Source organism: Serratia sp. MMO-28 (genome assembly GCF_037199905.1).
GTDB lineage: Bacteria > Pseudomonadota > Gammaproteobacteria > Enterobacterales > Enterobacteriaceae > Chania > Chania oryzae.
Map to the genome: position 1 here is coordinate 48101 of NZ_JBBCVB010000021.1, position 24202 is coordinate 72302.

Consider the following 24202-nt stretch of genomic DNA (forward strand, 5'->3'; position numbering starts at 1 on the left):
CCATGCAGGATCGCAATTTTGACGATATTGCGGAGAAGTTTGCGCGTAATATTTACGGCACGACCAAGGGGAAAATCCGCCAGGCGGTGGTTTGGCAGGATCTGACCACACTGTTGGCACAATTGCCGCAGCGGCCACTGCGCATTCTGGATGCTGGTGGTGGTGAAGGCCATATGGCCTGCCAGTTGGCCGAATTAGGACATCAGGTGTTGTTGTGCGATCTTTCTGGTGAGATGATCCAACGCGCTGTCTTGTTGGCAGAGCAGAAAGGTGTGAGCCAGAACATGCAATTTATACAAAGTTCGGCACAAGACATCGGGCAACACTTGGAACAGCCGGTTGATCTGATATTGTTCCATGCTGTTTTGGAGTGGATCGCCGAGCCGCAGGCGGCATTGGCGGCGTTATTTAACTGCCTGTTGCCGGGAGGGGCGCTTTCGCTGATGTTCTTCAATGCTAACGGCCTTTTGATGCGCAACGTGGTGCTGGGGAATTTCCAACTGGTGGATCCCGAGGTCCGCAGGCGCCGCAAGCGTTCTTTATCGCCACAATATCCGCATAGCCCGCCTCAGGTGTACGCGTGGTTGGAACAGCTGGGGATGCAGATTTCAGGGAAAACCGGCGTGAGGGTTTTCCATGACTATCTGCAAAGCAGACAATTGCAGACACAGAAATTTGAAGAGTTACTGGCGCTTGAACAGCTTTATTGCCGGCAGGAGCCGTATGTGAGTTTGGGGCGTTATATTCACGTGATGGCGCATAAACCAAACCTGAAGGACGAACTATGAGTGAATTTTCCCAGACAGTACCCGAACTGGTTGCCTGGGCACGGAAAAATGATTTCTCTATTTCGCTCCCCACTGAGCGTCTTGCATTCTTGCTGGCTATTGCCACGTTAAATGGCGAGCGGCTGGACGGTGAGATGAGTGAAGGTGAGCTGGTTGATGCATTTCGCCATGTCAGTAAAGGTTTTGAGCAGACCCATGAAACGGTCGCCATGCGTGCGAACAATGCGATCAACGATATGGTGCGCCAGCGCCTGTTGAACCGTTTTGTCAGCGAACTGGCGGATGGCAATGCCATCTATCGCCTGACCCCGCTGGGCATCGGTATTACTGACTATTACATCCGTCAGCGTGAGTTTTCGACCCTGCGCCTTTCCATGCAACTGTCTATCGTGGCGGAAGAGCTCAAACGCGCCGCCGATGCCGCCGAAGAGGGCGGTGATGATTTCCACTGGCACCGTAACGTGTTTGCTCCCCTGAAGTATTCGGTGGCTGAGATCTTTGACAGTATCGATCTGACGCAGCGCCTGATGGATGAACAGCAGCAGAGCGTAAAAGAAGACATTGCCGCTCTGCTGAACAAGGATTGGCGCGCGGCGATCTCCAGCTGCGAGATGCTGCTGTCAGAAACCTCGGGAACCTTGCGTGAACTGCAGGATACGCTGGAAGCCGCAGGTGATAAGCTGCAGGCTAATCTGCTGCGCATTCAGGACGCAACGCAGGGCGGAATGGAGCTGGGCTTCGTCGATAAGCTGGTATTTGACCTGCAAAGCAAGTTGGACCGTATTATCAGTTGGGGCCAACAGGCGATTGATCTGTGGATCGGTTATGATCGCCACGTTCACAAATTTATTCGTACCGCCATCGATATGGATAAAAACCGCGTATTCGCCCAGCGTTTGCGCCAGTCGGTGCAAAACTACTTCGACAACCCTTGGACGCTGACCCACGCTAATGCCGATCGTCTGTTCGATATGCGCGACGAAGAGTTGGCGTTGCGCAGTGAAGAAGTCACCGGGGAACTGCCGCCCGATCTGGAGTATGAAGAGTTCAGCGAAATTCGTGAGCAACTGGCAGCGATGATCGAACAGGCACTGCAGGTCTATAAAGAGCAGAAAATGCCGCTCAACTTAGGGGCGGTAATGCGCGATTATCTGGCGCAATATCCGCGTGCACGTCACTTCGACGTCGCTCGCATAGTGGTCGACCAGGCAGTGCGCCTTGGTGTGGCTGAAGCTGATTTTTCAGGGTTGCCAGCACAGTGGCAGGCAATCAATGATTACGGAGCCAAGGTACAGGCCCATGTCATCGACAAATATTGAACAAGTAATGCCAGTCAAGCTGGCCAAGGCACTGTCGAACACGCTGTTTCCGGCACTCGACAGCCAACTGCGTGCTGGGCGCCACATCGGTATCGATGAGCTGGACAACCACGCTTTCTTAATGGACTTCCAGGACGAGCTGGAAGAATTCTATGCCCGTTACAGCGTTGAGCTGATTCGCGCGCCGGAAGGTTTCTTCTATCTGCGCCCGCGCTCCACCACGCTGATCCCGCGCTCGGTGCTTTCCGAGCTGGATATGATGGTCGGCAAGATCCTGTGTTATCTCTACCTCAGCCCGGAGCGCCTGGCGCACGAAGGCATCTTCAGCCAGCAAGAGCTGTACGAAGAGCTATTGAGCCTGGCTGATGAGAATAAACTGCTGAAGTTCGTTAACCAGCGTTCAACCGGTTCGGATTTGGATCGGCAAAAGCTGCATGAAAAAGTGCGTTCATCGCTGAACCGCCTGCGCCGCCTCGGCATGGTGTATTTCATGGGTAACGACAGCAGCAAGTTCCGCATTACTGAAGCGGTATTCCGCTTTGGTGCCGACGTGCGCAGCGGTGACGATCCGCGCGAAGCCCAGTTGCGGATGATCCGTGACGGTGAAGCGATGTCGGTGGAAAACAGCCTGTCGCTGAATGATGAGATCGAGGCGGAAGACGCGCAGACAGATAACGCCATAGACAGTGCAGAGGATGAACAGGAATGATTGAACGCGGTAAATTTCGCTCACTGACGCTGGTTAACTGGAACGGTTTCTTCGCTCGAACCTTTGATCTGGATGAGTTGGTCACCACCCTGTCTGGGGGCAACGGGGCGGGTAAATCCACCACCATGGCGGCGTTCGTTACCGCGCTGATCCCCGATCTGACGTTGCTGCACTTCCGTAACACCACCGAGGCGGGGGCCACCAGTGGTTCACGTGACAAAGGGTTGCACGGTAAGCTGCGCGCCGGCGTCTGTTATTCCACGCTGGACGTGGTGAACTCACGCCATCAACGAGTGTTGGTGGGGGTGCGCCTGCAGCAGGTGGCGGGGCGCGATCGTAAGGTCGATATCAAGCCATTCACCATTCAGGGCCTGCCGACGGCGGTACAGCCCACCGAATTGCTGACCCAGACCGTGGGTGAGCGCCAGGCGCGCGTGCTGTCGTTGCAGGAGCTGAAAGAGCGCGTCGAAGAGATGGAAGGGGTGCAGTTCAAGCAGTTCAACTCCATCACCGATTACCACTCATTGATGTTTGACCTGGGGGTGATCCCGAAACGCCTGCGTTCTTCAGCCGATCGCAGCAAGTTTTATCGCCTGATCGAAGCCTCGCTCTATGGTGGCATTTCCAGCGCCATTACCCGCTCTCTGCGTGACTACCTGTTGCCGGAAAACAGCGGGGTGCGCAAAGCGTTCCAGGATATGGAAGCCGCGCTGCGTGAGAACCGCATGACGCTGGAGGCGATCCGCGTTACTCAGTCAGACCGCGATCTGTTCAAACATTTAATCTCTGAGGCGACATCTTACGTTGCCGCCGACTATATGCGTCACGCCAATGAACGCCGTATCCATTTGGATAGCGCGCTGGTGTTACGCAGCGATTTGCTGGGCAGCCGCAAACAACTGGCCAGTGAACAGTTCCGCCATGTTGAAATGGCGCGCGAACTGGCCGAGCAAAGCGGTGCCGAATCGGATCTGGAAACCGATTATCAGGCAGCCAGCGATCACCTTAATCTGGTGCAGACGGCGATGCGCCAGCAGGAAAAGATCGAGCGCTATGAAGCCGATCTGGAAGAGCTGACCTACCGCCTGGAAGAACAGAATGAAGTGGTGGCGGAAGCCGGTGAGCAGCAGGCGGAAAATGAAGCACGAGCCGAAGCTGCCGAGCTGGAAGTGGATGAGCTGAAAAGCCAGCTTGCCGATTATCAGCAGGCTCTGGACGTGCAGCAGACCCGTGCGATCCAATACCAGCAGGCATTGCAGGCGCTGGAGCGCGCCCGTGCGCTGTGCCAGGTGCCGGAACTGACCGCCGAAAACGCGGAAGAGTGGCTGGAGACCTTCCAGGCGCGCGAGCAGGAAGCCACTGAAGCCCTGCTGCTGCTGGAGCAGAAATTGAGCGTGGCGGATGCCGCCCACAGCCAGTTCGAACAAGCCTATCAGCTGGTGGGTAAAATTGCCGGGGAAGTGAGCCGCAGTGAAGCCTGGCAAACCGCCCGTGAGCTGTTGCGCGACTGGCCATCACAGCAGCACCAGGCTGAACGTGTGCAGCCGCTGCGTATGCGTTTGAACGAACTGGAACAACGCCTGCGTTCACAACAGGATGCCGAGCGTTTGCTGCAGGAGTTCTGTAAGCGCCATGGGCAGGAATATCAGCCAGACGAACTCGATGCCGTGCAGCAAGAGCTGGAAGAGCGCCTGGAGTCGCTGTCACAGAGCGTCAGCGAAGCCGGTGAGCGCCGGATGGAAATGCGCCAAGAACTGGAGCAAATCCAACAGCGTATCAAAGAGCTGACCACCCGTGCGCCAATCTGGTTAGGTGCACAGGATGCCCTGAGCCAACTCAGCGAGCAAAGTGGCGAAACCTTCGCAGATGGCCAGCAAGTCACCGAATACATGCAGCAATTGCTGGAGCGCGAACGTGAAACTACCGTTGAGCGCGACGAAGTGGCTGCGCGCAAACGTGAGATTGAGGCGCAAATTGAACGCCTCAGCCAGCCAAGCGGTGCCGAAGATCAGCGGCTGGTGACGCTGGCCGAGCGTTTCGGCGGCGTCCTGCTGTCAGAGATTTATGACGATGTGACCATCGACGACGCGCCGTATTTCTCCGCGCTGTATGGTCCGTCACGCCATGCGATCGTGGTACCAGATCTGTCTCTGGTGCGCGAGATGCTGCAAGGGCTGGATGATTGCCCGGAAGATCTCTACCTGATTGAAGGGGATCCGCAGTCGTTCGATGACAGCGTATTCGCCGTTGAAGAACATGAAAAAGCGGTGGTGGTGAAGATCGCCGATCGCCAGTGGCGTTACTCGCGTTACCCCGAAGTGCCGTTGTTTGGCCGTGCGGCGCGTGAAAATCGCCTGGAAGTATTATATGCCGAACGCGATAGTTTGGCAGAGCGCTACGCCACGCTGTCGTTTGACGTGCAGAAAACCCAGCGTTCTCACCAGGCTTTCAGCCGCTTTATCGGTTCCCATCTGGCGGTGGCGTTTGATGCCGATCCTGAGGCGGAAATCCGCACCATGAACGGCCGCCGTGGTGAGATTGAGCGTTCGCTTAACAACCACGAGGCACAGAATCAGCAGCAGCGTCAGCAGTATGAACAGGCGAAAGAGGGCATTTCAGCGCTGAATCGCCTGATGCCGCTGGTTTCGCTGCTGAATGACGATACGTTGCTGGATCGCGTTGAAGAGATCCGCGAAGAGCTGGAAGAAGCGCAGGATGCTGCGCGTTATATTCAACAGCATGGGGTTGCGCTGACCAAGCTCGAGCCGCTGCTATCAGTGCTGCAAAGCGATCCAGAACAGCATGAACAACTGCAACTGGATTACGCACAGGCGCAGGCAACGCAGCGTCAGGCCAAGCAGCAAGCCTTTGCGTTGATCGAAGTGGTACAGCGCCGCGCACACTTCAGCTATACCGACTCCGCCGGTATGCAAAATGCTGATAACGACCTTAACGAGAAGCTGCGTCAACGCTTGGAACATGCGGAAGCGGAGCGGACTCGCGCCCGTGAGCAACTGCGCCAGTATCAGACTCAGTTTACCCAGTACAGCCAAGTGCTGGCATCGCTGAAAAGTTCCTATGACGCCAAACGCGACATGTTGAAAGAGCTGAGCCAGGAACTGGTGGATATCGGGGTGCAGGCGGATGCCAATGCCGAAGCGCGTGCTCGCCAGCGCCGTGATGAACTGCATGCGGCACTGAGCACCAATCGCACGCGCCGTAATCAGTTGGAAAAGCAACTGACCTTCTGCGAAGCGGAAATGGACGGCTTGCAGAAAAAACTGCGCAAGCTGGAGCGTGATTATTACCAACTGCGTGAGCAGGTGGTGACCGCCAAGGCGGGTTGGTGTGCCGTAATGCGCCTGGTGAAAGACAACGGTGTTGAACGCCGCCTGCATCGCCGTGAATTGGCCTATATGGACGCTGATGAGCTGCGTTCCATGTCGGATAAGGCACTGGGGGCGCTGCGTTTGGCGGTGGCGGATAATGAGCACTTGCGCGACGTATTGCGCCTGTCGGAGGATCCTAAACGGCCTGAGCGCAAAATCCAGTTCTACATCGCGGTTTATCAGCATCTGCGTGAGCGTATCCGTCAGGATATTATCCGCACTGACGATCCGGTCGAAGCTATCGAGCAGATGGAGATCGAGTTGGGCCGTCTGACGGAGGAATTGACCGCGCGTGAACAGAAGCTGGCGATCAGTTCGAAGAGCGTGGCCAATATCATCCGTAAGACCATCCAGCGTGAGCAGAACCGCATTCGTATGCTCAACCAGGGTTTGCAGGCGGTGTCTTTCGGCCAGGTGAAGAGCGTGCGTTTGAACGTCAACGTGCGGGAAGCCCATGCTACCTTGCTGACCGTGTTGTCTGAGCAGCAGGAACAGCATCAGGATCTGTTCAACAGTAACCGCCTGACTTTCTCGGAGGCCTTGGCAAAACTGTATCAGCGTCTGAATCCACAAATCGACATGGGGCAGCGTACGCCGCAGACCATTGGTGAAGAACTGCTGGATTACCGTAATTACCTGGAGCTGGAAGTGGAAGTCTTCCGCGGTTCCGACGGTTGGTTACGTGCGGAAAGTGGCGCCTTGTCCACCGGGGAAGCGATCGGTACCGGCATGTCGATTCTGGTGATGGTGGTGCAGAGTTGGGAAGAAGAGTCACGTCGTCTGCGCGGTAAAGATATCTCGCCTTGTCGCCTGTTGTTCCTGGATGAAGCGGCGCGCTTGGATGCTAAATCTATCGCCACTCTGTTTGAGCTGTGCGATCGTTTGGAAATGCAGTTGATCATTGCTGCACCAGAAAATATCAGCCCGGAAAAAGGCACGACCTATAAACTGGTGCGTAAAGTGTTCCAAAACCATGAGCATGTGCACGTGGTTGGTTTACGCGGTTTTGCACCGGAACAACCCGCGTTGGCCCAGACGGTAGCAGAAACGTCTCAAACTTGAGTAAAAGTGCCCTAAAAGTCTGAAAATAGTCACCTTTAGGTGGCTATTTTTTTGTGCTGCGAGGATGATAGATGGGTTTTTTTACCGATAAAGCCAAGTGGCTAACAGTAATTCTGCGGTGCCGAGAGCAAATGGGCCGTTCTGTTTGTATAATGAAACTAATGTCCCTCCAATAGGTCGAGTTGCAGGAGTGCAAACGCATCGGCTGCTTGACGTTGTCTGGGGATAAATAATCTTTGTTGTATTTTTTGTGAGCACACAGGGGGCAAGGGATGTTGCTTAAAAAAGGAAACTCAGTACGACGTCTGGCATTGAGTTGCGCAATTGCGTGTGGTTTTGCCATGTCGTTACCCGCATGGGCTGCCGTGCAGGCGTTTCCGTCGGCGGCGCCATCTGGTATGTCTGCTGCGCAAAGCCGCAGTGAAATATTGGCGGCACTGCCTAAAGGCGTGATGCCGTATTATCTTCCTACCCTTGTCCAACTGTATGCCTCCAACCAGATGCAGCCAATGTGGCAGGATCGCGAAACGGTATTGCAGTTCCAGCAACAGCTTGCTGAACTCGCCATTTCCGGGGTACAGCCACAGTTCACCCAGTGGGTGAAATTGCTCACCGATCCGGCGATCACCGACATGGCTCGCGATATTGTGCTGTCTGACGCCATGCTGGGCTATCTGCAGTTTGTTTCGTCAATCGGGGTAAATGGTAACAACTGGCTGTACAGCAATGTCCCTTACAAGCTGGGCTTGCCGGCGAATACCGTCATCAACCAGTGGCAGTTGGCGTTACAGCAGGGCAAAACCCTGGCGTATATCCATTCGCTGGCACCTCAGCATCCGCAGTATGAAAAAATGCATCAAGCGTTGCGCGACCTGTTAGCAGATAGCCGGCCTTGGCCACAAATGGCGAATGGGGCAAGTTTGCGCCCTGGCCAGCTCAGCGATGATATTCCGGCATTGCGAGAAATTCTTACGCGTACTGGTATGTTAACGGCTGCGCCGATAGCTACGCCGCATTCGCAGGAGCCCGCCGCGACCCAGGCGGCCGCAACGGCACCGGTAGTGGAGGACGATCTGTCGGTCGATGAAGAGAAAAATCGCAGCACTGCTGGGGCGGTAGTCAGCCCGGCAGCGGCACCGATCAAAGATCTTTCTTCCGCTCCCGAAGCTCCAGCGGTGCAACAGCCCGTCAACCCGGTTTCGGTGAGAGATAATCGCTATACCGACGATTTAGTGGAAGCGGTTAAACGTTTCCAGATATGGCAAGGGCTGACACCAGACGGTGTTATTGGTGCCCGGACACGCGAATGGCTGAACGTCTCACCGCAAATGCGTGCTTCTTTGCTGGCGTTGAACATTCAGCGTCTGCGCATTCTGCCTGGGCATGTTGATACCGGCATTATGGTCAACATTCCGAATTACTCACTGATCTATTACCTGAACGGCAATGAAGTGTTGTCTTCACGGGTGATTGTGGGCCGCCCAAGCCGTAAAACGCCATTAATGAGCAGTGCACTGAATAATGTGGTGGTCAACCCGCCGTGGAACGTGCCAACTAAGCTGATTCGTGAAGATATTGCGCCTAAAGCGATGCATGACGCGGCTTATTTCCAGAAGCATGGCTATCGGGTGTTCTCTGGTTGGAGCAATGAGTCTGAGGCGATCGATCCGTCAATGATTGATTGGAGCGTGATTTCGCCGCGCAACTTCCCTTACCGCGTCCAACAGGCACCTGGGGCCAGTAATTCACTGGGGCGTTTCAAGTTTAATATGCCAAGTTCAGAAGCGATCTATCTGCACGATACCCCTAACCACGGCTTGTTCCAGAAAGATATTCGGGCTTTAAGCTCGGGTTGTGTACGCGTGAATAAAGCGTCTGATCTGGCGAACATGCTACTGCAGGACGCTGGTTGGAATAACACACGTGTCTCCTCCACGCTGAAAGCGGGGAATACCACCTACGTAAACATTCGTCAGCATATCCCGGTCCAGCTGTATTATCTGACGGCGTGGGTTGCTGATGACGGTAAACCGCAGTTCCGTACAGATATTTACAATTATGATGTGACGGTGAGATCGGGCGCACAAATTTTGGCTCAGGCTGAAAAATTGATGCAATAAATGCAGTAATTCTAAGGAAATGACGGTCTGAATGTCTGGTGATCCACAAGCACTCTTTTTGTGGGTGCTTGTAAACCTAAGCCTATATCGGGTTGACTCCGTATACGCTGGCGGTTATGGTTCGGGCTGTGCGCAGCTTTGTGCATTTATTTTGACATTCTTGCCGAGTTTAAAAGAGTCATGGACAACATTGATCATCATCGCCGGAAATGGCTAACGCTAGGTAGTGCGGCTATGGGCATAGCTTTGCTCCCCGGGCAAGCCTTTGCCAGCCTTTCTACTGCTCGCCCACGTATTCTGGTACTCAATAACTTGAATACCGGTGAATCTATCAAGGCCGAGTTTTTCAACGGCAAAGGTTACAACCGGGAAGAGTTAGCGCGGTTGAACCATATTTTCCGTGATTATCGTGCCAATAAGGTCAAAACGATCGATCCTCAGTTGTTTGACCATCTCTATCGCCTTCAGGGCTTGCTGGGAACGACCAAGCCGATTCAGTTGATTTCGGGTTACCGTTCCTCATCAACCAATAATGAAATGCGTGAGCACAGCCGTGGTGTGGCTAAACAGAGCTACCATACCAAAGGGCAGGCGATGGATTTCCATATTGAAGGTATCCAACTGAGTAATATCCGCAAAGCGGCGTTAAAGATGCGCGCTGGCGGCGTAGGGTATTATCCGCGTAGCAACTTTGTACACATTGATACCGGCCCGGTGCGGACCTGGTAACACTGTGCACCATGAGTGAATAGCGCCAACCTTGATCGGGTATGGCGCTTTTGTCGTTGGAGCTTTATGAAATACCACATTATCCCCGTCACGGCGTTTAGCCAAAACTGTACTCTGATCTGGTGTGATAAAACACAGCAGGCTGCTTTGGTTGACCCTGGTGGTGAGCCTGAGAAATTGAAAGCTGAAGTAGCGAAGAAAGGCGTGAAGATTAGCCAGATTCTGCTGACGCATGGCCATCTCGATCACGTCGGTGCGGCGGCTGAATTAGCTGAATATTATCAGGTGCCGATTTTGGGGCCGCATAAAGAAGATGCTTTCTTGCTTGAAGGCTTGCCTGCTCAGAGCCGTATGTTTGGCCTGGCAGAATGTGCCCCCTTTACGCCAGCGCAATGGCTGGAGGAAGGGGAGATTGTGCAGGTGGGTGAGATGTCATTGAGGGTGCTGCATTGTCCTGGTCACACGCCTGGGCATGTCGTTTTTATCAACGAGAAGGCACGTCTAGCATTGGTTGGCGACGTGCTATTTTGTGGTGGTGTGGGCCGAAGCGATTTCCCTCGTGGCGATCATCAAACGCTGATTGCTTCGATTCGTACCAAGCTATTACCGCAAGGTGATGATATGGCGTTTATTCCAGGGCATGGACCGATGTCCACTTTTGGGCAAGAACGCCAAACCAATCCTTTCCTGCGGGAAGAACCGGCAGTCTGGTGACGGGATGAACTCCCGGTAAGACAAGAATGGCAAAGGGGCGCAGTGCGCCCCTTTTCAATGCTGAATTTTCAGCTTACAACACGGCGACGATGGCTTCGCACAGCGGTGCCATATTGTCTGGCGTCATGCCTGCCACGTTGACGCGGCCAGAGTTAACGGCATAAACACCAAACTCATCACGCAAGCGGAGAACCTGCTCCTTGGTCAGCCCGCTGAAAGAGAACATGCCATTTTGGTTGATGATAAAGCTGAAGTCTTGCTTTGCCCCTTTCTCCTGCAAGGTATTCACGAACAACTGGCGCATACGGTGAATACGCTGGCGCATGTCCGTCAGTTCCTGCTCCCAAGTGGCGCGCAGTGCTTCGTTACCCAGAATGGTGGCAACTACGGCGGCACCGTGCGACGGTGGGTTAGAGTAGTTGGCACGGATTGCGGCTTTAACATGACTGAATGCGCGATCGGCGGTTTCAGCATCGGCAGCAACCACCGTACAAGCACCAACACGCTCGTTGTAAAGGCCGAAATTCTTCGAGTAAGAACTGGCAACAATCAGTTCCTGATGCTTGGCTGCAAAAATGCGCAGGCCTTGAGCATCTTCCTCTAAACCTTTGGCAAAACCCTGATAGGCAAAGTCGAACAGGGGTAACCAGCCCTTGGCGGCGGAAAGCTCAGCCAACTGGGTCCATTGTGCTTCGGTTGGGTCGATGCCGGTTGGGTTATGGCAGCAGCCGTGGAATAACACCACATCGCCAGCCTCAGCCTGTTTCAGGCTATTGAGCAAGCCATCAAAGTCCAATGCATGGTTGGCGGCATCGTAATAGTCATATTCCAACACTTCCAGGCCAACTGCGCCGAACACATTTTTGTGGTTAGGCCAGGTTGGGTTACTGATCCAGATACGCTTGGCGCTGGTTTGGTTGGCAATAAAGTCTGCTGCTACACGCAGGCCGCCGGTACCACCAGGTGTTTGCGCGGTGCGCGCACGCTTGCTGGCAATAATCGGGCTTTGCTTGCCGAACAATAACTCTTGCGTGCAGCTAGCAAACGCAGGGATACCCTCAATGCCAAGGTAGTTTTTGGTGGTTTCATTTTCCAGCAGGTATTGCTCAGCCTTCTTCACGCTGGTCAATACCGGCGTCTTACCGGTTTCGTCTTTATAGACGCCAATCCCTAAGTTGATTTTGTTCGGACGGGCGTCCGTGCGGAAAATATCGGTCAGACCCAGAATCGGATCGGCAGGTGCTGCGGTGATTTTTTCAAACATGTCAGATTGCTTCCATGGCCTAGAGTTAAGCAGACAGAAGCATCAGGGTAGCGCCAGTTATCGCCTTTGCCAACCGTTTGCGAGAAAAACACATCGATCTTGTGATGGCGGCAGATTCAGCACAAAAAATGACGGAGAAGCGGGAATTGGTAGGATAAAAAACGGCGGAGTAATCAAACAAAAACAGGGCCGAAGCCCTGTTTTTTTAACTTATCTGGCAGCGAACCGCCATTAAGCGTAACAACTTAGAACTGGTAAACCAGACCGGTAGCTACGATGTTATCGGTGTTGATACCGTTAGCATTGTAGAACGCAGAGTCATTGTCGTTCAGCAAGTTGATTTTGTAATCAACATAGGTAGACATGTTTTTGTTGAAGTAGTAAGTAGCACCGATATCAACATACTTAACCAGGTCTTTGTTGTTGCCGTAAACAGTGTTCAGGTCTTTACCTTTAGACTGCAGGTAAGCGATAGATGGACGCAGACCGAAATCGAACTGGTATTGAGCAACAACTTCGTAGTTCTGGGTTTTGTTTGCGATAGTATTAGAACCACTGCCGTATGGGGTCATGTTACGTGTTTCAGCGTACATGGTAGCAAAGTAGACGTTGTTCGCGTCGTATTTAGCACCCAAGGTCCATGTATCAGCAACATTACCACCAGCGGTGGTTTTATTCTTCTGATCAAGAGTACGGTTAGAAGAAGAGTAAGCTGCACCTAAGCTGATGCCGGTATCCATGATGGCATAGCTGGTAGAAACACCTACGCCATCACCGTTAGAAGTTTTAACATCGCTACGATCGTTTTTACCTTGATACTGCAGTGCGAAGTCCCAACCATCAACCAGACCGAAGAAGTTCTTGTTACGGTAAGTTGCTACACCAGTGGCACGCTGAGTCATGAAGTTATCAGTGTTGGTGTAAGTATCGCCGCCGAACTCAGGCAGCATATCGGTCCAACCTTCAACGTCATATACAACGCCATAGTTACGACCATAGTCGAATGAGCCGTAATCAGCGAACTTCAGGCCAGCAAAGCCCAGACGAGTCTTGTTGCCTTTGGTACCTTGGTCTTCGCTGTTGTTAGTTGCGAAGTTATATTCCCACTGGCCATAACCGGTCAGTTCGCTATTGATCTGGGTTTCACCTTTGAAGCCAAGACGAGCGTAGGATTTGTCACCATCGCTACTTTTGTCACTAGAGAAATAGTGCAAGCCAACAGCTTTACCGTACAAATCCAGCTTGTTACCGTCTTTGTTGTAGATTTCTGCTGCGTTTGCTGCACCAGCTGCTAACAGAGCTGGGATTACTACTGCAAGAATATTGCGCTTCATCATTATTACCTCATTGGTGTTATTCGGACACCTTGCCACTGCCGCCAATAATTCTTTTGGAACTATTGTTGATAGTTTGGTGTCGTCCTGTGTCTGAACGCAGTGTTCCATTCACAGCCGGGTTAATCTAGAACGAAAATGCTACTAATGTCGCAATCTGGTTTCAAAAGGAAAGTATGTGTTACTAAATGTAAAAATAAGGGAACTTTGTGACCTGGATCAAGAATAGAAAAGACAAAAGGCCAGCAGTGCTGGCCTTAAAATTGTACAGAAATAGGTTAAAAAACGTTCTCGAAGTCTAACTAGAAGCTGGCATTACGTGGTGTACGAGGGAATGGGATCACATCACGTACGTTTTGCACACCAGTGACATAAGCGATTAAACGCTCAAAACCCAAGCCAAAACCAGAGTGTGGCACGGTACCGTAGCGACGCAGATCGCGATACCACCAGTAATCTTCTTTATTCAGCCCCATTTCCTTCAGGCGCTGATCCAGCACATCGAGGCGCTCTTCACGCTGTGAACCACCAATGATCTCACCAATCCCCGGTGCCAGAACGTCCATCGCCGCGACGGTCTTACCATCTTCATTCATGCGCATATAGAATGCTTTGATATCTTTCGGGTAGTTCTTCACTACCACTGGCGCTTTGAAGTGCTTCTCGGCCAGATAGCGTTCGTGCTCAGAAGAAAGATCGATCCCCCAGGAAACCGGGTTCTCGAAGGTTTGGCCAGAGGCGATCAGAATTTCAACCGCTTCTGTGTAATCCACTTGGGCGAAGTCGGAAGAAACAAAGCGTTTCAGGCGATCAACGGCGTCTTTATCTACGCGTTCTGCGAAGAATTGCATATCGTCAGCACGTTCATCAAGCACGGCCTGGAAGACATACTTCAACATGCTTTCGGCCAGGTCTGCGACGTCATCCAGAGTAGCGTATGCCACTTCGGGTTCGATCATCCAGAACTCAGCCAGGTGGCGGCTGGTATTGGAGTTTTCGGCGCGGAAGGTTGGGCCAAAGGTGTAAATTTTTGACAACGCACAGGCATAGGTTTCGCCGTTCAACTGACCAGAAACGGTCAAGAAAGCTTCTTTGCCAAAAAAATCCTGGCTGAAGTCGACCGCGCCTTTGTCGGTGCGTGGCAGATTCTCCATATCCAGCGTGGATACGCGGAACATTTCACCGGCTCCCTCGGTATCAGAAGCGGTGATCAGCGGGGTCGATACCCAGAAATAACCATTTTCATGGAAGAAGCGGTGAATCGCCTGCGCCAGAGTATGACGAACGCGGGCAACGGCACCGATCAGGTTAGTGCGTGGGCGCAGGTGGGCCACTTCGCGCAGGTACTCAATGCTGTGGCGCTTGGCCGCCATAGGATAGGTATCGGGATCGTCAACCCAGCCAACAACCTTAACCGCCGTCGCCTGCAGTTCAAAGCTCTGCCCCTCGCCTGGAGAGGCAACCACATTCCCGGTCACTTCAACGGAACAGCCGGTAGTCAGATGCAGAACCTCATCCTGATAATTCGGCAGAGAATGATTAACAACGGCCTGTAACGGATCAAAGCAGGAGCCGTCATAAACGGCGAGGAAGGAGATACCAGCTTTAGAATCTCTCCGGGTACGTACCCAACCGCGCACGGTGACTTCACTGTCAACCGCAGCACGACCTTGCAGTACGTCGACTACAGGCACTACGCTCATAGATTTCTCTCTTTATAAGTTTTGGTTCAGGAACGGCTAACAACCCAAGAATTTGGGGATAATGCTATGTTACTTGCCGCGTTGCAGAGCACAAGTAGAAATCATCAGAATGGCGCAACATTTCTTGTGGGCGGGTAAAAGAGGCGGGAATTTTGTTGCTATATAAAGGAAGAAAAAGAAAAGCCGGCTGCAAGGATTCAACCGGCTTACATCATCAACTGGCTTTTTTCACCAGTGGCAGCGCGAAGGCTTTGCGCAAGGCTTTCACGAACGCTTGATCCTGGCAGATGGTTTTGCCTGGGCTATCAGAAAGTTTCGCCACCGGTTTGCCCTTGCATTCAACCAGCTTGATCACAATATTCAGCGGTTTGACGCCGGGAATATCGCAGGTCAGGCGAGTCCCGATGCCAAAGACCAAATTGATGCGCCGATCAAAATGGCGGTAGAGGGCCAGGGCTTTGTCGAGATCCAGATTGTCTGAAAACACCAGCGTTTTGCTCATGGGGTCGATCCCCAATGCCTGATAGTGTGCGATAGCTTTCTCGCCCCAGGCGAACGGATCGCCAGAGTCATGACGCAACCCTTGATAAGGTTGGGCGAACTTCGGGCCGAAGTCGCGCAGGAAGGCATCCATGGTAATACAGTCGGTGAGCGCAATGCCCAACTGATCGGGATATTCATCCAGCCAAGCCTGTAACGCTGCACGCTGGCTGTTGGCAAGCTCCGGGCTGATCTGCTGGTGGGCCTGGAACCATTCATGAGCCTGTGTACCGACCGGCGTCAAGGCCAACCGATGAGCCAGATCGTAGTTACTGGTGCCGACCAGATAGGGGAATTCACGTTTCAGCGTGCTAACGACGGCCTGCTGCACGCCACGTGAGAAACGGCGGCGGGTGCCGAAGTCCATCAGCTTGAAGCGGGAGATATCAATATCTCCGGCCATACGTTTGAACTGTGCCAGCTTACTGCGCAACTGGCTCACGGCCATTTCTGGCGTCACTTGTGGCGAGTGGTGGCGATGCACCACTTCACTGATCACGGCGAGCAGCGGCACTTCCCACATAATCACTTCGAGCCATGGCCCGGCGATGCGGATCTGCAGCTTGCCGTCGCGATTATCGATGGTGACCTGTTGGGGGTCATAACGGAACTCACGCAGCCAGTTCAGGTAATCTTGCTGAAAGAACGGCAAACCGGAAAGGTACTGAAACTCGCCCTCGGTCAGTGCCAACTGACTCATCATGGTAACCTGCGCGCGGATCTCGTCGGCATAGTCACCCAGCAACTCGTCGCCACGGCAACGAAACTCCGCCGCAACGGTAATGGCGGGGTAGCGATGGAACACTGCTTGCTGCATATGAAGCTTGTAGGCATCAGTATCAAGCAGCGAGGTTAAAATCGGGGAGGCGTATAGAGTCATAGCGCGTAACAGCATCCTCTTCAGGCGCGTGTCCAAATCCGGATATCCCTGTCTTATTTGACGCTGCTATCTCGCGGCAACGGCAAATACGTTGGGTACTATCGTAAAAGTGGGGGGAGTATACCCGGATTATCCTGTTATTGAAGCCTCATCACACCACAAATGGCGGGAACGGGTCGAGGATTAAACGTGCCTTTATGGGATTGAGGCAGCGCTGCTGGCAAGAAAAGCCAGATAATCCAATAAGCTGGGCTGTTTAGTCTATTTAATGATAAAAATTATAATGTTAATTATTTTAAACACTGATTCAGATAAACCCGCTTGGCGTGTAGATGCTGACCTTGTTTTTGCCGCTCTTTTTACAGAAATACAGCGCTTCGTCGGCCTGCTTGATGCCCGGGTGCAGTGCTTGGAAGTGGTTGACCGTTGCGATGCCACAACTGGTGGTAAAGCGCACTGTCTTGCCATTGTCCAGCGCCAGGCTGAGTTGACAGGTTTGCTCCCGCAGATTATCCATGATGCTGCGGGCGTTTTCCAACGTACAGTGGTTGAGCAGCACCGCGAATTCTTCTCCGCCGTAGCGGCAGAAGATATCACTGGAACGGAAGGTGTTGCGCAGCAATTGTGCGAACATCACGAGTACTTGGTCGCCAATGTCGTGGCCATAGGTATCGTTGAGCCGCTTGAAGTTATCGACATCAAGCAGGCAAAAAGCGTGTGGATAACTGTTGGCGGCCAACTGCTCACATTCGAGGAAGAATTTGCGACGGTTATAAATGTTGGTTAACGGATCGAAGAAAGATGAGGCTTCAAGCTCTTTTATCAGCTGATGTTTTTCATTTTCCAGCGCAATTTTTTCCTGATGATATTGTTTGAGCTGCGTGATGGCGTCGCTGATGGCGATCAGTTCTTTGCTATAAAACGCCTCGTTGTTATCAATATTCATTTCACCTCGTGACAGGCGCAGAATATTGTTATGGGTCTTGGTCAGCCAGCGGCTGATATTTGAACAGAATATCAGCGAAGGTAACAGCACAAACAATACGATCAGCCAACCGAGCGAAATCATGCCGTAAATAGCGGCCTGGCTGTGGTGCATTTGGGCTTCAGAGGCGGCAATTTCCAGTTCAAAACTACGCTGATATAGCAGTTGAGAAAGTTGGCTCAGCTCTTTGATATACTGGTAGATAACGCCTGAGTTATAGCCGGTGTTATGAGTAATGGCCTGATGCAAATCTTCCGAAATACGGTTAACCCGATCGCTGGAGATCTTTTCCAGAATATCATCCACGGCGGCTGAAATTTGCGCATCGCCGTAGGCCAGTTTCATAAACACCAAGCGGGTGTTAAGGGCATTAAGAGCGCCGGTGAGTTGGATCGCCTTCAGGTAAAGGGTTTTATGCTCCTGCCCACCCAGGTTAATGTCAATAATCTGATCCAGCAATTCGGCCAGGGTCATATTCAGCCGATTATTGAGACGGATCGCTTCCAGAAACAGAAAGGAATCGGCGGTGATCATCCGGGTATCATAGGTATAGCGATAAAAGGTTTTGGTAGCCTGGACGATATAATAGGCGCTGTTGATATTGAATAAATTGGTGTTGGCTTCATTGATCAGCGATATCTGGCGGGAGTCGTTATCCAACAATTTCTCCATCAGGTTGACCATAGAGAGCAGGGCGAATTTCTGCTGAATCCCCAGCCGTTGAGAGATCTCGCTGTCGATATGTGATTTGACGATCGCTATTTTTTGGCGTGCCTGAGCATCATCGTGTTGCCATTGGTCTGCGGTAATCTCTTTATTCACCAGGCTTAATCTTTTTGAACGGTGTGCACGCAGCGCGGCCTGAAAGGCTGCGGACACTTCTTTGGCGCGATGGGTTTTATACAGGTTTTCCTGGCTCTGAAGATAGCTGTCATGCGCCTCGACCAGCCCATCGGAAATAAATATGGCAAAAGAGAACGTTAGGGCAAAAGTGAAAAAATAGATTAGGTATTTTACTTTCATGCCAATCCGTTTCTCCAGCGAGACGAGGGTGAAATTATAACATCGTGTCGAGCGCGTCGCTGCAGTAATGTTGTAGGTGCTGCGCAATTGCGCAGCTATTTCTGTCGCTGGCGCGGCCATCTCTGGGTTTTTTTCGTGGCTGTGATAGAGTTTATTCACTATCGGGCCGCGGAGCTCAACGTTATGCAACAGGCTAAGGCCGGTATGACGTTACTTGAGCCAGTACCGGCAACTTACTGAAACGTCGAAGGGTTTTTATGACACAACAGCCACAGGCGAAGTTTCGCCACGATTATCGCGCACCGGATTACACCATTACCGATATTGATTTGGATTTTGAGCTGGACGCTGAGAACACACGCGTCACTGCCGTCAGCCAGATCAAGCGCCAAGGGGCCGTAGGAACCTCTTTAATCCTCAACGGCGAAGATTTAACGCTGGTGAGTATTCAGATTGACGGGCAACCATGGGATGCCTATCAGCAGCAGGATAATCAACTGGTTATTGATAAACTTCCAGCACAATTTACCCTGACCATCGTCAACGATATCCACCCGGCCAAAAACACCGCGCTGGAAGGGTTATACCTGTCCGGTGAAGCGCTGTGTACCCAATGCGAAGCCGAAGGGTTCCGCCACATTACCTATTATCTCGATCGCCCAGACGTTCTGGCGCGGTTTACCACCCGTATCGTGGCGGATAAAGCGCGCTATCCATTCTTGCTCTCCAACGGTAACCGGATAGCTGAGGGAGAACTGGACGATGGCCGTCACTGGGTGCAATGGCAGGATCCGTTCCCTAAGCCTAGCTACCTGTTTGCCTTGGTTGCTGGCGATTTCGATGTGCTGCGCGATAGTTTTACCACGCGTTCCGGGCGCAAAGTGGCGCTGGAGCTGTTTGTGGATCGCGGCAATCTGGATCGCGCCGATTGGGCCATGACCTCGTTGAAGAATTCAATGAAATGGGACGAAACCCGTTTTGGTCTGGAATACGATCTGGATATCTACATGATTGTGGCCGTGGATTTCTTCAACATGGGCGCGATGGAAAACAAAGGGTTAAATATCTTTAACTCGAAGTATGTGCTGGCCAAGGCCGAAACGGCCACCGACAAAGATTACCTGAATATTGAAGCGGTGATCGGCCATGAATATTTCCATAACTGGACGGGCAACCGTGTAACCTGCCGTGACTGGTTCCAGCTCAGCCTGAAAGAAGGGCTGACAGTATTCCGCGATCAGGAGTTCAGCTCAGATCTGGGTTCACGTTCAGTTAACCGCATCGACAACGTGCGGGTAATGCGCGGCGCACAGTTTGCCGAAGACGCCAGCCCGATGGCGCATGCCATTCGGCCAGACAAAGTGATCGAAATGAACAACTTCTACACCCTGACGGTGTACGAAAAGGGCTCAGAAGTGATCCGCATGATGCACACCCTGCTGGGGGAGCAGCAGTTTCAGGCGGGTATGCAACTGTACTTTGAGCGTCACGACGGCAGTGCCGCAACCTGCGATGACTTTGTTCAGGCGATGGAAGATGCCTCAAATGTCGATCTTTCTCTGTTCCGCCGCTGGTACAGCCAGTCGGGTACGCCACTGCTGACGGTACGCGATGAGTATGACGCGGAGCATCAGCAATATCGCCTGCACGTCAGCCAGAAGACTGCGCCAACTGCCGATCAGCCAGAAAAGCTGCCGCTGCATATTCCGCTGGATATCGAACTGTACGATAGCGAAGGGAAGGTGATCGCCCTGCAGAAAGGCGGTGCGCCGGTAAACAATGTGCTGAACGTGACCGAGGCGGAGCAAACGTTCGTGTTTGACAGCGTTCCCCATCAGCCAGTGCCTTCGCTGCTGCGTGAATTTTCCGCGCCGGTGAAGCTGGATTATCCGTACAGCGATCAGCAACTGACTTTCCTGATGCAACACGCGCGCAATGAGTTTGCCCGTTGGGATGCCGCACAAAGCCTGTTGGCTACCTATATCAAACTCAACGTGGCCAAGTACCAGCAGAAACAGCCGTTGACCTTGCCGTTGCACGTTGCCGATGCGTTCCGCGCCGTGTTGCTGGATGAGAAACTGGATCCGGCCCTGGCGGCACAGATCCTGACGTTGCCTTCAGAGAACGAAATCGCTGAACTGTTTACCACTATCGATCCAGAAGCGATCGCCGCGGTGCATGATGCGATCACCCGTTGTCTGGCACAGGAAATGGCCGATGAGTGGCTGGCGGTGTATCGCGCTAATAAAACGGATGGCTACCGTGTTGAGCACCATGACATTGCCAAACGTGCGTTGCGCAATGTGTGTCTGAGCTATCTGGCATTTGGTGATGTAGAGCAGGCGAATCAACTGGTAATGAAGCAGTTCCAGCAGGCGGACAACATGACCGATTCACTGGCTGCGCTGTCGGCGGCGGTGGGCGCACAATTGCCATGCCGTGATGCCCTGATGAGCGAGTTTGATGAGCGCTGGCATCAGGATGGCCTGGTGATGGACAAATGGTTTGTGCTGCAGGCCACCAGCCCGGCGGCCGATGTGCTGACCAAGGTGCGTACTTTGCTGCAGCATCGCTCCTTCAGCCTCGGTAACCCGAACCGTACCCGCTCACTGATTGGCGGTTTCGCTTCGGCCAACCCGGCGGCGTTCCATGCGGCGGATGGCAGCGGGTATCAGTTCCTGGTGGAAATCCTCAGCGATCTCAACCAGCGCAACCCGCAGGTGGCTGCCCGGTTGATCGAACCGCTGATCCGCCTGAAACGTTACGACGCTTCCCGTCAGGCGTTGATGCGCAATGCGTTGGAGCAACTGAAAGGGTTGGAAAACCTGTCTGGCGATCTGTATGAGAAGATCACCAAGGCGTTAGCGGCCTAAAAAGAGCAGGGACGGGCGATGCCGTCCCTGCAAGCTAACTTGTTGCCACCCGGCGTGCTGTTTCCTGCGCCTGCGGTGGCGACAACACCCTGTCCAGCACTTCAGCTTCCAGCTCAGCCAGCCTGGCCGAACCTTTGCGGCGTGGCCGTGGTAAATCGATAGTCAAATCCAGCCCGATCCGCCCCTCTTCAATGAGCAACACCCGATCGGCCAACGCAATGGCTTCACTGACATCATGCGTGACCAGCAGCACGGTGAACCCCTGTTGCTGCCACAGGCGCTCAATCAGCCCCTGCATCTCGATACGGGTTAACGCGTCCAGTGCGCCCAGCGGTTCATCCAACAGCAATAGGCGAGGGCGATGAATCAGCGCTCTTGCCAGTGCAACACGCTGCTTTTGCCCACCGGAGAGTGCCGTAGGCCAGTCGTTAGCGCGATCGGCCAAGCCGACGGTGGCTAAGGCTTGTAACGCGTCATCACGCCAGTTACCGCGTAGACCAAGCCCGACGTTATCGATCACCTTTTTCCACGGCAGCAGGCGGGCGTCCTGAAACATCAAACGCGTATCGTCTTTGGCACTGCTGAGCGGTGCACTACCGGCCAGCAGTGCGCCACCGTTGGCGCTTTCCAGCCCGGCCAGCAGGCGCAGCAGGGTGCTTTTGCCACAGCCGCTGCGGCCCACCACGGCGATAAACTGGCCCGCGGTGATGCGCAGTTGCAGGTTATCCAGCACGGTGCGGTTGCCATAGCGTTTGGCAATGGATTCCAGGGTGACCGGAATGCCTGGTGGAATACGAGTGGGAGCCGTCATCACGCTTCTCCTGATTTCAGTTGATAGGCCGGATGCCAGCGCAGCCAAAGGCGCTCGAGCCCTTGTGCGCTGGCATCGGCCAGCTTGCCGAGCAGGGCATACAGAATAATGGCCACCACCACCACATCGGTTTGCAGGAATTCACGTGCGTTCATTGCCAGATAACCGATGCCGGAATTGGCTGAAATGGTTTCAGCGACGATCAACGTCAGCCACATAAAGCCAAGGGCGAAGCGCACGCCGACCATGATCGAAGGCAATGCGCCGGGCAGCACCACTTGGCTGAACAAACGGAAACCGTTCAGGCCGTAGCTGCGTGCCATCTCCAGCAGGCCGCGATCGAGATTCTTGATACCGTGATAGGTATTCAGGTAGATCGGGAACAGCGTCCCGAGTGCCACTAAAAAGATCTTGGCCGATTCATCAATGCCGAACCACAGGATCACCAACGGGATCAGCGCCAGGTGGGGCACGTTGCGGATCATCTGGACCGAACTGTCGAGCAGGCGTTCCCCCCAGTGTGATAAGCCGGTGATAAACCCCAGCACCAGCCCGATGCTGCCGCCGATGCTAAAGCCAATCAGCGCGCGCCAACTGCTGATCGTCAGGTGTTGCCACAGTTCACCGCTTTTGGTTAGCGTCCAAAAAGCGGTGATAACCGCGCTGGGGGCGGGCAGGATACGATTTGACAGCCAACCGGCCTCAACGGCTGCCTGCCAGATCACCACCAGTACTACCGGCAAAACCCAAGGAGCGAGCCGTTGCAGGAAACGCTGAGTGCCGATTGCCATCATAATGCTCCTTAGCTTTGCGCCACTTTCTGAGGTGAATAAATATTGGCGACCCTTTCCCCTTGCGGTTTGATCGCCCGCAGCTCTGTTGGTGGTTCGTTTTTCACCAGATCCAGATGCGGGAACAGCAGTTCGCCAACTCGATAGGCTTCTTCAAGGTGTGGATAGCCGGAGAGCACGAAGGTATCGATACCCAGATCGGCGTATTCCTGTATACGCTGCGCCACCGTTGGGCCGTCGCCCACTAATGCCGTACCCGCACCGCCGCGCACCAGCCCGACACCGGCCCACAGATTGGGGCTGATTTCCAGATTGTCTTTCCTGCCGCCGTGCAGTGCTGCCATCCGTTGTTGGCCTACAGAGTCGAAGCGTGCAAAAGCCTTTTGCGCCTCGGCAATGGTTTGGTCATCGAGATGAGAGATCAGACGATCGGCCGCGCGCCAGGCTTCTTCGGTGGTTTCGCGTACGATCACGTGCAGACGTATACTGAAGCGGACTTTGCGCCCAACGGCTGCCGCTTTGGTACGTACTTCCTCGATTTTTTCTTTCACCTGTTCCGGTGTTTCCCCCCAGGTCAGATACAGTTCGACCTGTTCAGCGGCCAGATCTTGTGCGGCGGCGGAAGAGCCGCCGAAGTAAAGGGGAGGGCGCGGCTGTTGTACCGGCGGGAACAGCAGCTTGGCCCCTTTCACGTTAATGTGCTTACCGGCGAAATCAACCGTTTCACCCTCCAGCACTTTGCGCCACACGTGGGTAAATTCGGTAGAGGCTTCGTAACGTTCCGCGTGATTCAGGTGCAACCCCTCTGCGGCTAGCTCTTCTGGATCACCACCGGTCACCAGATTGAACAGCGTGCGGCCATTGGAAAGCCGATCCAGCGTTGCGGCCTGCCGTGCTGCCACGGTCGGCGAAATAATACCGGGACGCAGCGCTACCAGGAACTTCAAGCGCTGCGTGATCGGGATTAACGATGCGGCCACCAGCCAGGAATCCTCACAGGAACGACCGGTGGGGATCAACACCCCGCCAAACCCAAGCCGATCGGCCGCTTGGGCAATCTGTTGCAGATAACTGTAATCGACCGTGCGGGCGCCTTCAGCACTGCCTAGATAGTGACCATCTCCATGGGTAGGTAAAAACCAGAATACGTTGATACTCATAATGATGT

At 53.5% G+C, this 24202-nt stretch carries 16 protein-coding genes; 8 read left to right on the forward strand and 8 right to left on the reverse strand.

The genetic code is table 11. The features are described from left to right. The first annotated feature begins 2 nt into the window (after nucleotides 1–2). The 7 genes from cmoM to WG891_RS18260 all read left to right on the forward strand — a co-directional run bounded on the left by cmoM (nucleotide 3) and on the right by WG891_RS18260 (nucleotide 10830). The gene (gene cmoM, locus WG891_RS18230) at nucleotides 3–788 is read left to right on the forward strand and encodes a tRNA uridine 5-oxyacetic acid(34) methyltransferase CmoM (RefSeq protein WP_337264014.1); all 786 of its coding nucleotides are present in this window, start codon (nucleotides 3–5) and stop codon (nucleotides 786–788) included. Then, entirely contained in the window at nucleotides 785–2107 is a 1323-nt protein-coding gene (gene mukF, locus WG891_RS18235; RefSeq protein ID WP_076942224.1) for a chromosome partition protein MukF, read from the forward strand. The genes cmoM and mukF overlap by 4 nt, the downstream gene beginning before the upstream one ends. After that, complete coding sequence (gene mukE, locus WG891_RS18240; RefSeq protein WP_337264015.1) at nucleotides 2088–2816, forward strand: chromosome partition protein MukE; 729 nt, start codon at nucleotides 2088–2090, stop codon at nucleotides 2814–2816. The genes mukF and mukE overlap by 20 nt, the downstream gene beginning before the upstream one ends. After that, the gene (gene mukB, locus WG891_RS18245) at nucleotides 2813–7267 is read left to right on the forward strand and encodes a chromosome partition protein MukB (protein WP_337264016.1); all 4455 of its coding nucleotides are present in this window, start codon (nucleotides 2813–2815) and stop codon (nucleotides 7265–7267) included. The genes mukE and mukB overlap by 4 nt, the downstream gene beginning before the upstream one ends. A gap of 272 nt (nucleotides 7268–7539) precedes the next feature. Further along, nucleotides 7540–9387 carry a L,D-transpeptidase gene (gene ldtD / locus WG891_RS18250; RefSeq protein ID WP_337264017.1) on the forward strand — a complete coding sequence of 616 codons (1848 nt, stop codon included), beginning with the start codon at nucleotides 7540–7542 and terminating at the stop codon, nucleotides 9385–9387. 180 nt (nucleotides 9388–9567) lie between these two features. Next, entirely contained in the window at nucleotides 9568–10116 is a 549-nt protein-coding gene (locus tag WG891_RS18255; protein WP_337264018.1) for a YcbK family protein, read from the forward strand. A 66-nt stretch (nucleotides 10117–10182) separates the two neighbouring features. Beyond that, the gene (locus tag WG891_RS18260; protein ID WP_337264019.1) at nucleotides 10183–10830 is read left to right on the forward strand and encodes an MBL fold metallo-hydrolase; all 648 of its coding nucleotides are present in this window, start codon (nucleotides 10183–10185) and stop codon (nucleotides 10828–10830) included. Between the two features lie 73 nt (nucleotides 10831–10903). Here the strand turns inward: WG891_RS18260 and WG891_RS18265 are convergent, their stop codons facing one another. The 5 genes from WG891_RS18265 to WG891_RS18285 all read right to left on the reverse strand — a co-directional run bounded on the left by WG891_RS18265 (nucleotide 10904) and on the right by WG891_RS18285 (nucleotide 18559). Further along, nucleotides 10904–12094, reverse strand: a complete 1191-nt coding sequence (locus tag WG891_RS18265; RefSeq protein ID WP_337264020.1) for an amino acid aminotransferase — start codon at nucleotides 12092–12094, stop codon at nucleotides 10904–10906. Nucleotides 12095–12339: 245 nt separating this feature from the next. Further along, a complete protein-coding gene (ompC, locus tag WG891_RS18270; protein ID WP_337264021.1) occupies nucleotides 12340–13431 on the reverse strand; it encodes a porin OmpC in 1092 nt (363 codons plus the stop codon). Nucleotides 13432–13730: 299 nt separating this feature from the next. After that, the gene (gene asnS / locus WG891_RS18275) at nucleotides 13731–15131 is read right to left on the reverse strand and encodes an asparagine--tRNA ligase (RefSeq protein WP_337264022.1); all 1401 of its coding nucleotides are present in this window, start codon (nucleotides 15129–15131) and stop codon (nucleotides 13731–13733) included. 214 nt (nucleotides 15132–15345) lie between these two features. Next, entirely contained in the window at nucleotides 15346–16551 is a 1206-nt protein-coding gene (gene pncB, locus WG891_RS18280; protein WP_337264064.1) for a nicotinate phosphoribosyltransferase, read from the reverse strand. A gap of 307 nt (nucleotides 16552–16858) precedes the next feature. Then, nucleotides 16859–18559 carry a GGDEF domain-containing protein gene (locus WG891_RS18285; protein ID WP_337264065.1) on the reverse strand — a complete coding sequence of 567 codons (1701 nt, stop codon included), beginning with the start codon at nucleotides 18557–18559 and terminating at the stop codon, nucleotides 16859–16861. A 257-nt stretch (nucleotides 18560–18816) separates the two neighbouring features. Here WG891_RS18285 and pepN point away from each other — a divergent pair, with 257 nt between their 5' ends. Continuing rightward, entirely contained in the window at nucleotides 18817–21432 is a 2616-nt protein-coding gene (gene pepN / locus WG891_RS18290) for an aminopeptidase N (protein WP_337264023.1), read from the forward strand. 34 nt (nucleotides 21433–21466) lie between these two features. Here pepN and ssuB read toward each other — a convergent pair whose 3' ends face one another. From ssuB to ssuD, 3 genes are read right to left on the reverse strand one after another with little or no spacing between them, the layout of a single operon-like run. After that, nucleotides 21467–22243: an aliphatic sulfonates ABC transporter ATP-binding protein gene (ssuB, locus tag WG891_RS18295; RefSeq protein ID WP_337264024.1), complete on the reverse strand. Its 777-nt coding sequence runs from the start codon at nucleotides 22241–22243 to the stop codon at nucleotides 21467–21469. Beyond that, complete coding sequence (ssuC, locus tag WG891_RS18300; RefSeq protein ID WP_337264025.1) at nucleotides 22243–23034, reverse strand: aliphatic sulfonate ABC transporter permease SsuC; 792 nt, start codon at nucleotides 23032–23034, stop codon at nucleotides 22243–22245. The genes ssuB and ssuC overlap by 1 nt, the downstream gene beginning before the upstream one ends. Before the next feature lie 11 nt (nucleotides 23035–23045). After that, nucleotides 23046–24194 carry an FMNH2-dependent alkanesulfonate monooxygenase gene (ssuD, locus tag WG891_RS18305; RefSeq protein ID WP_337264026.1) on the reverse strand — a complete coding sequence of 383 codons (1149 nt, stop codon included), beginning with the start codon at nucleotides 24192–24194 and terminating at the stop codon, nucleotides 23046–23048. Nucleotides 24195–24202: the final 8 nt, after the last annotated feature.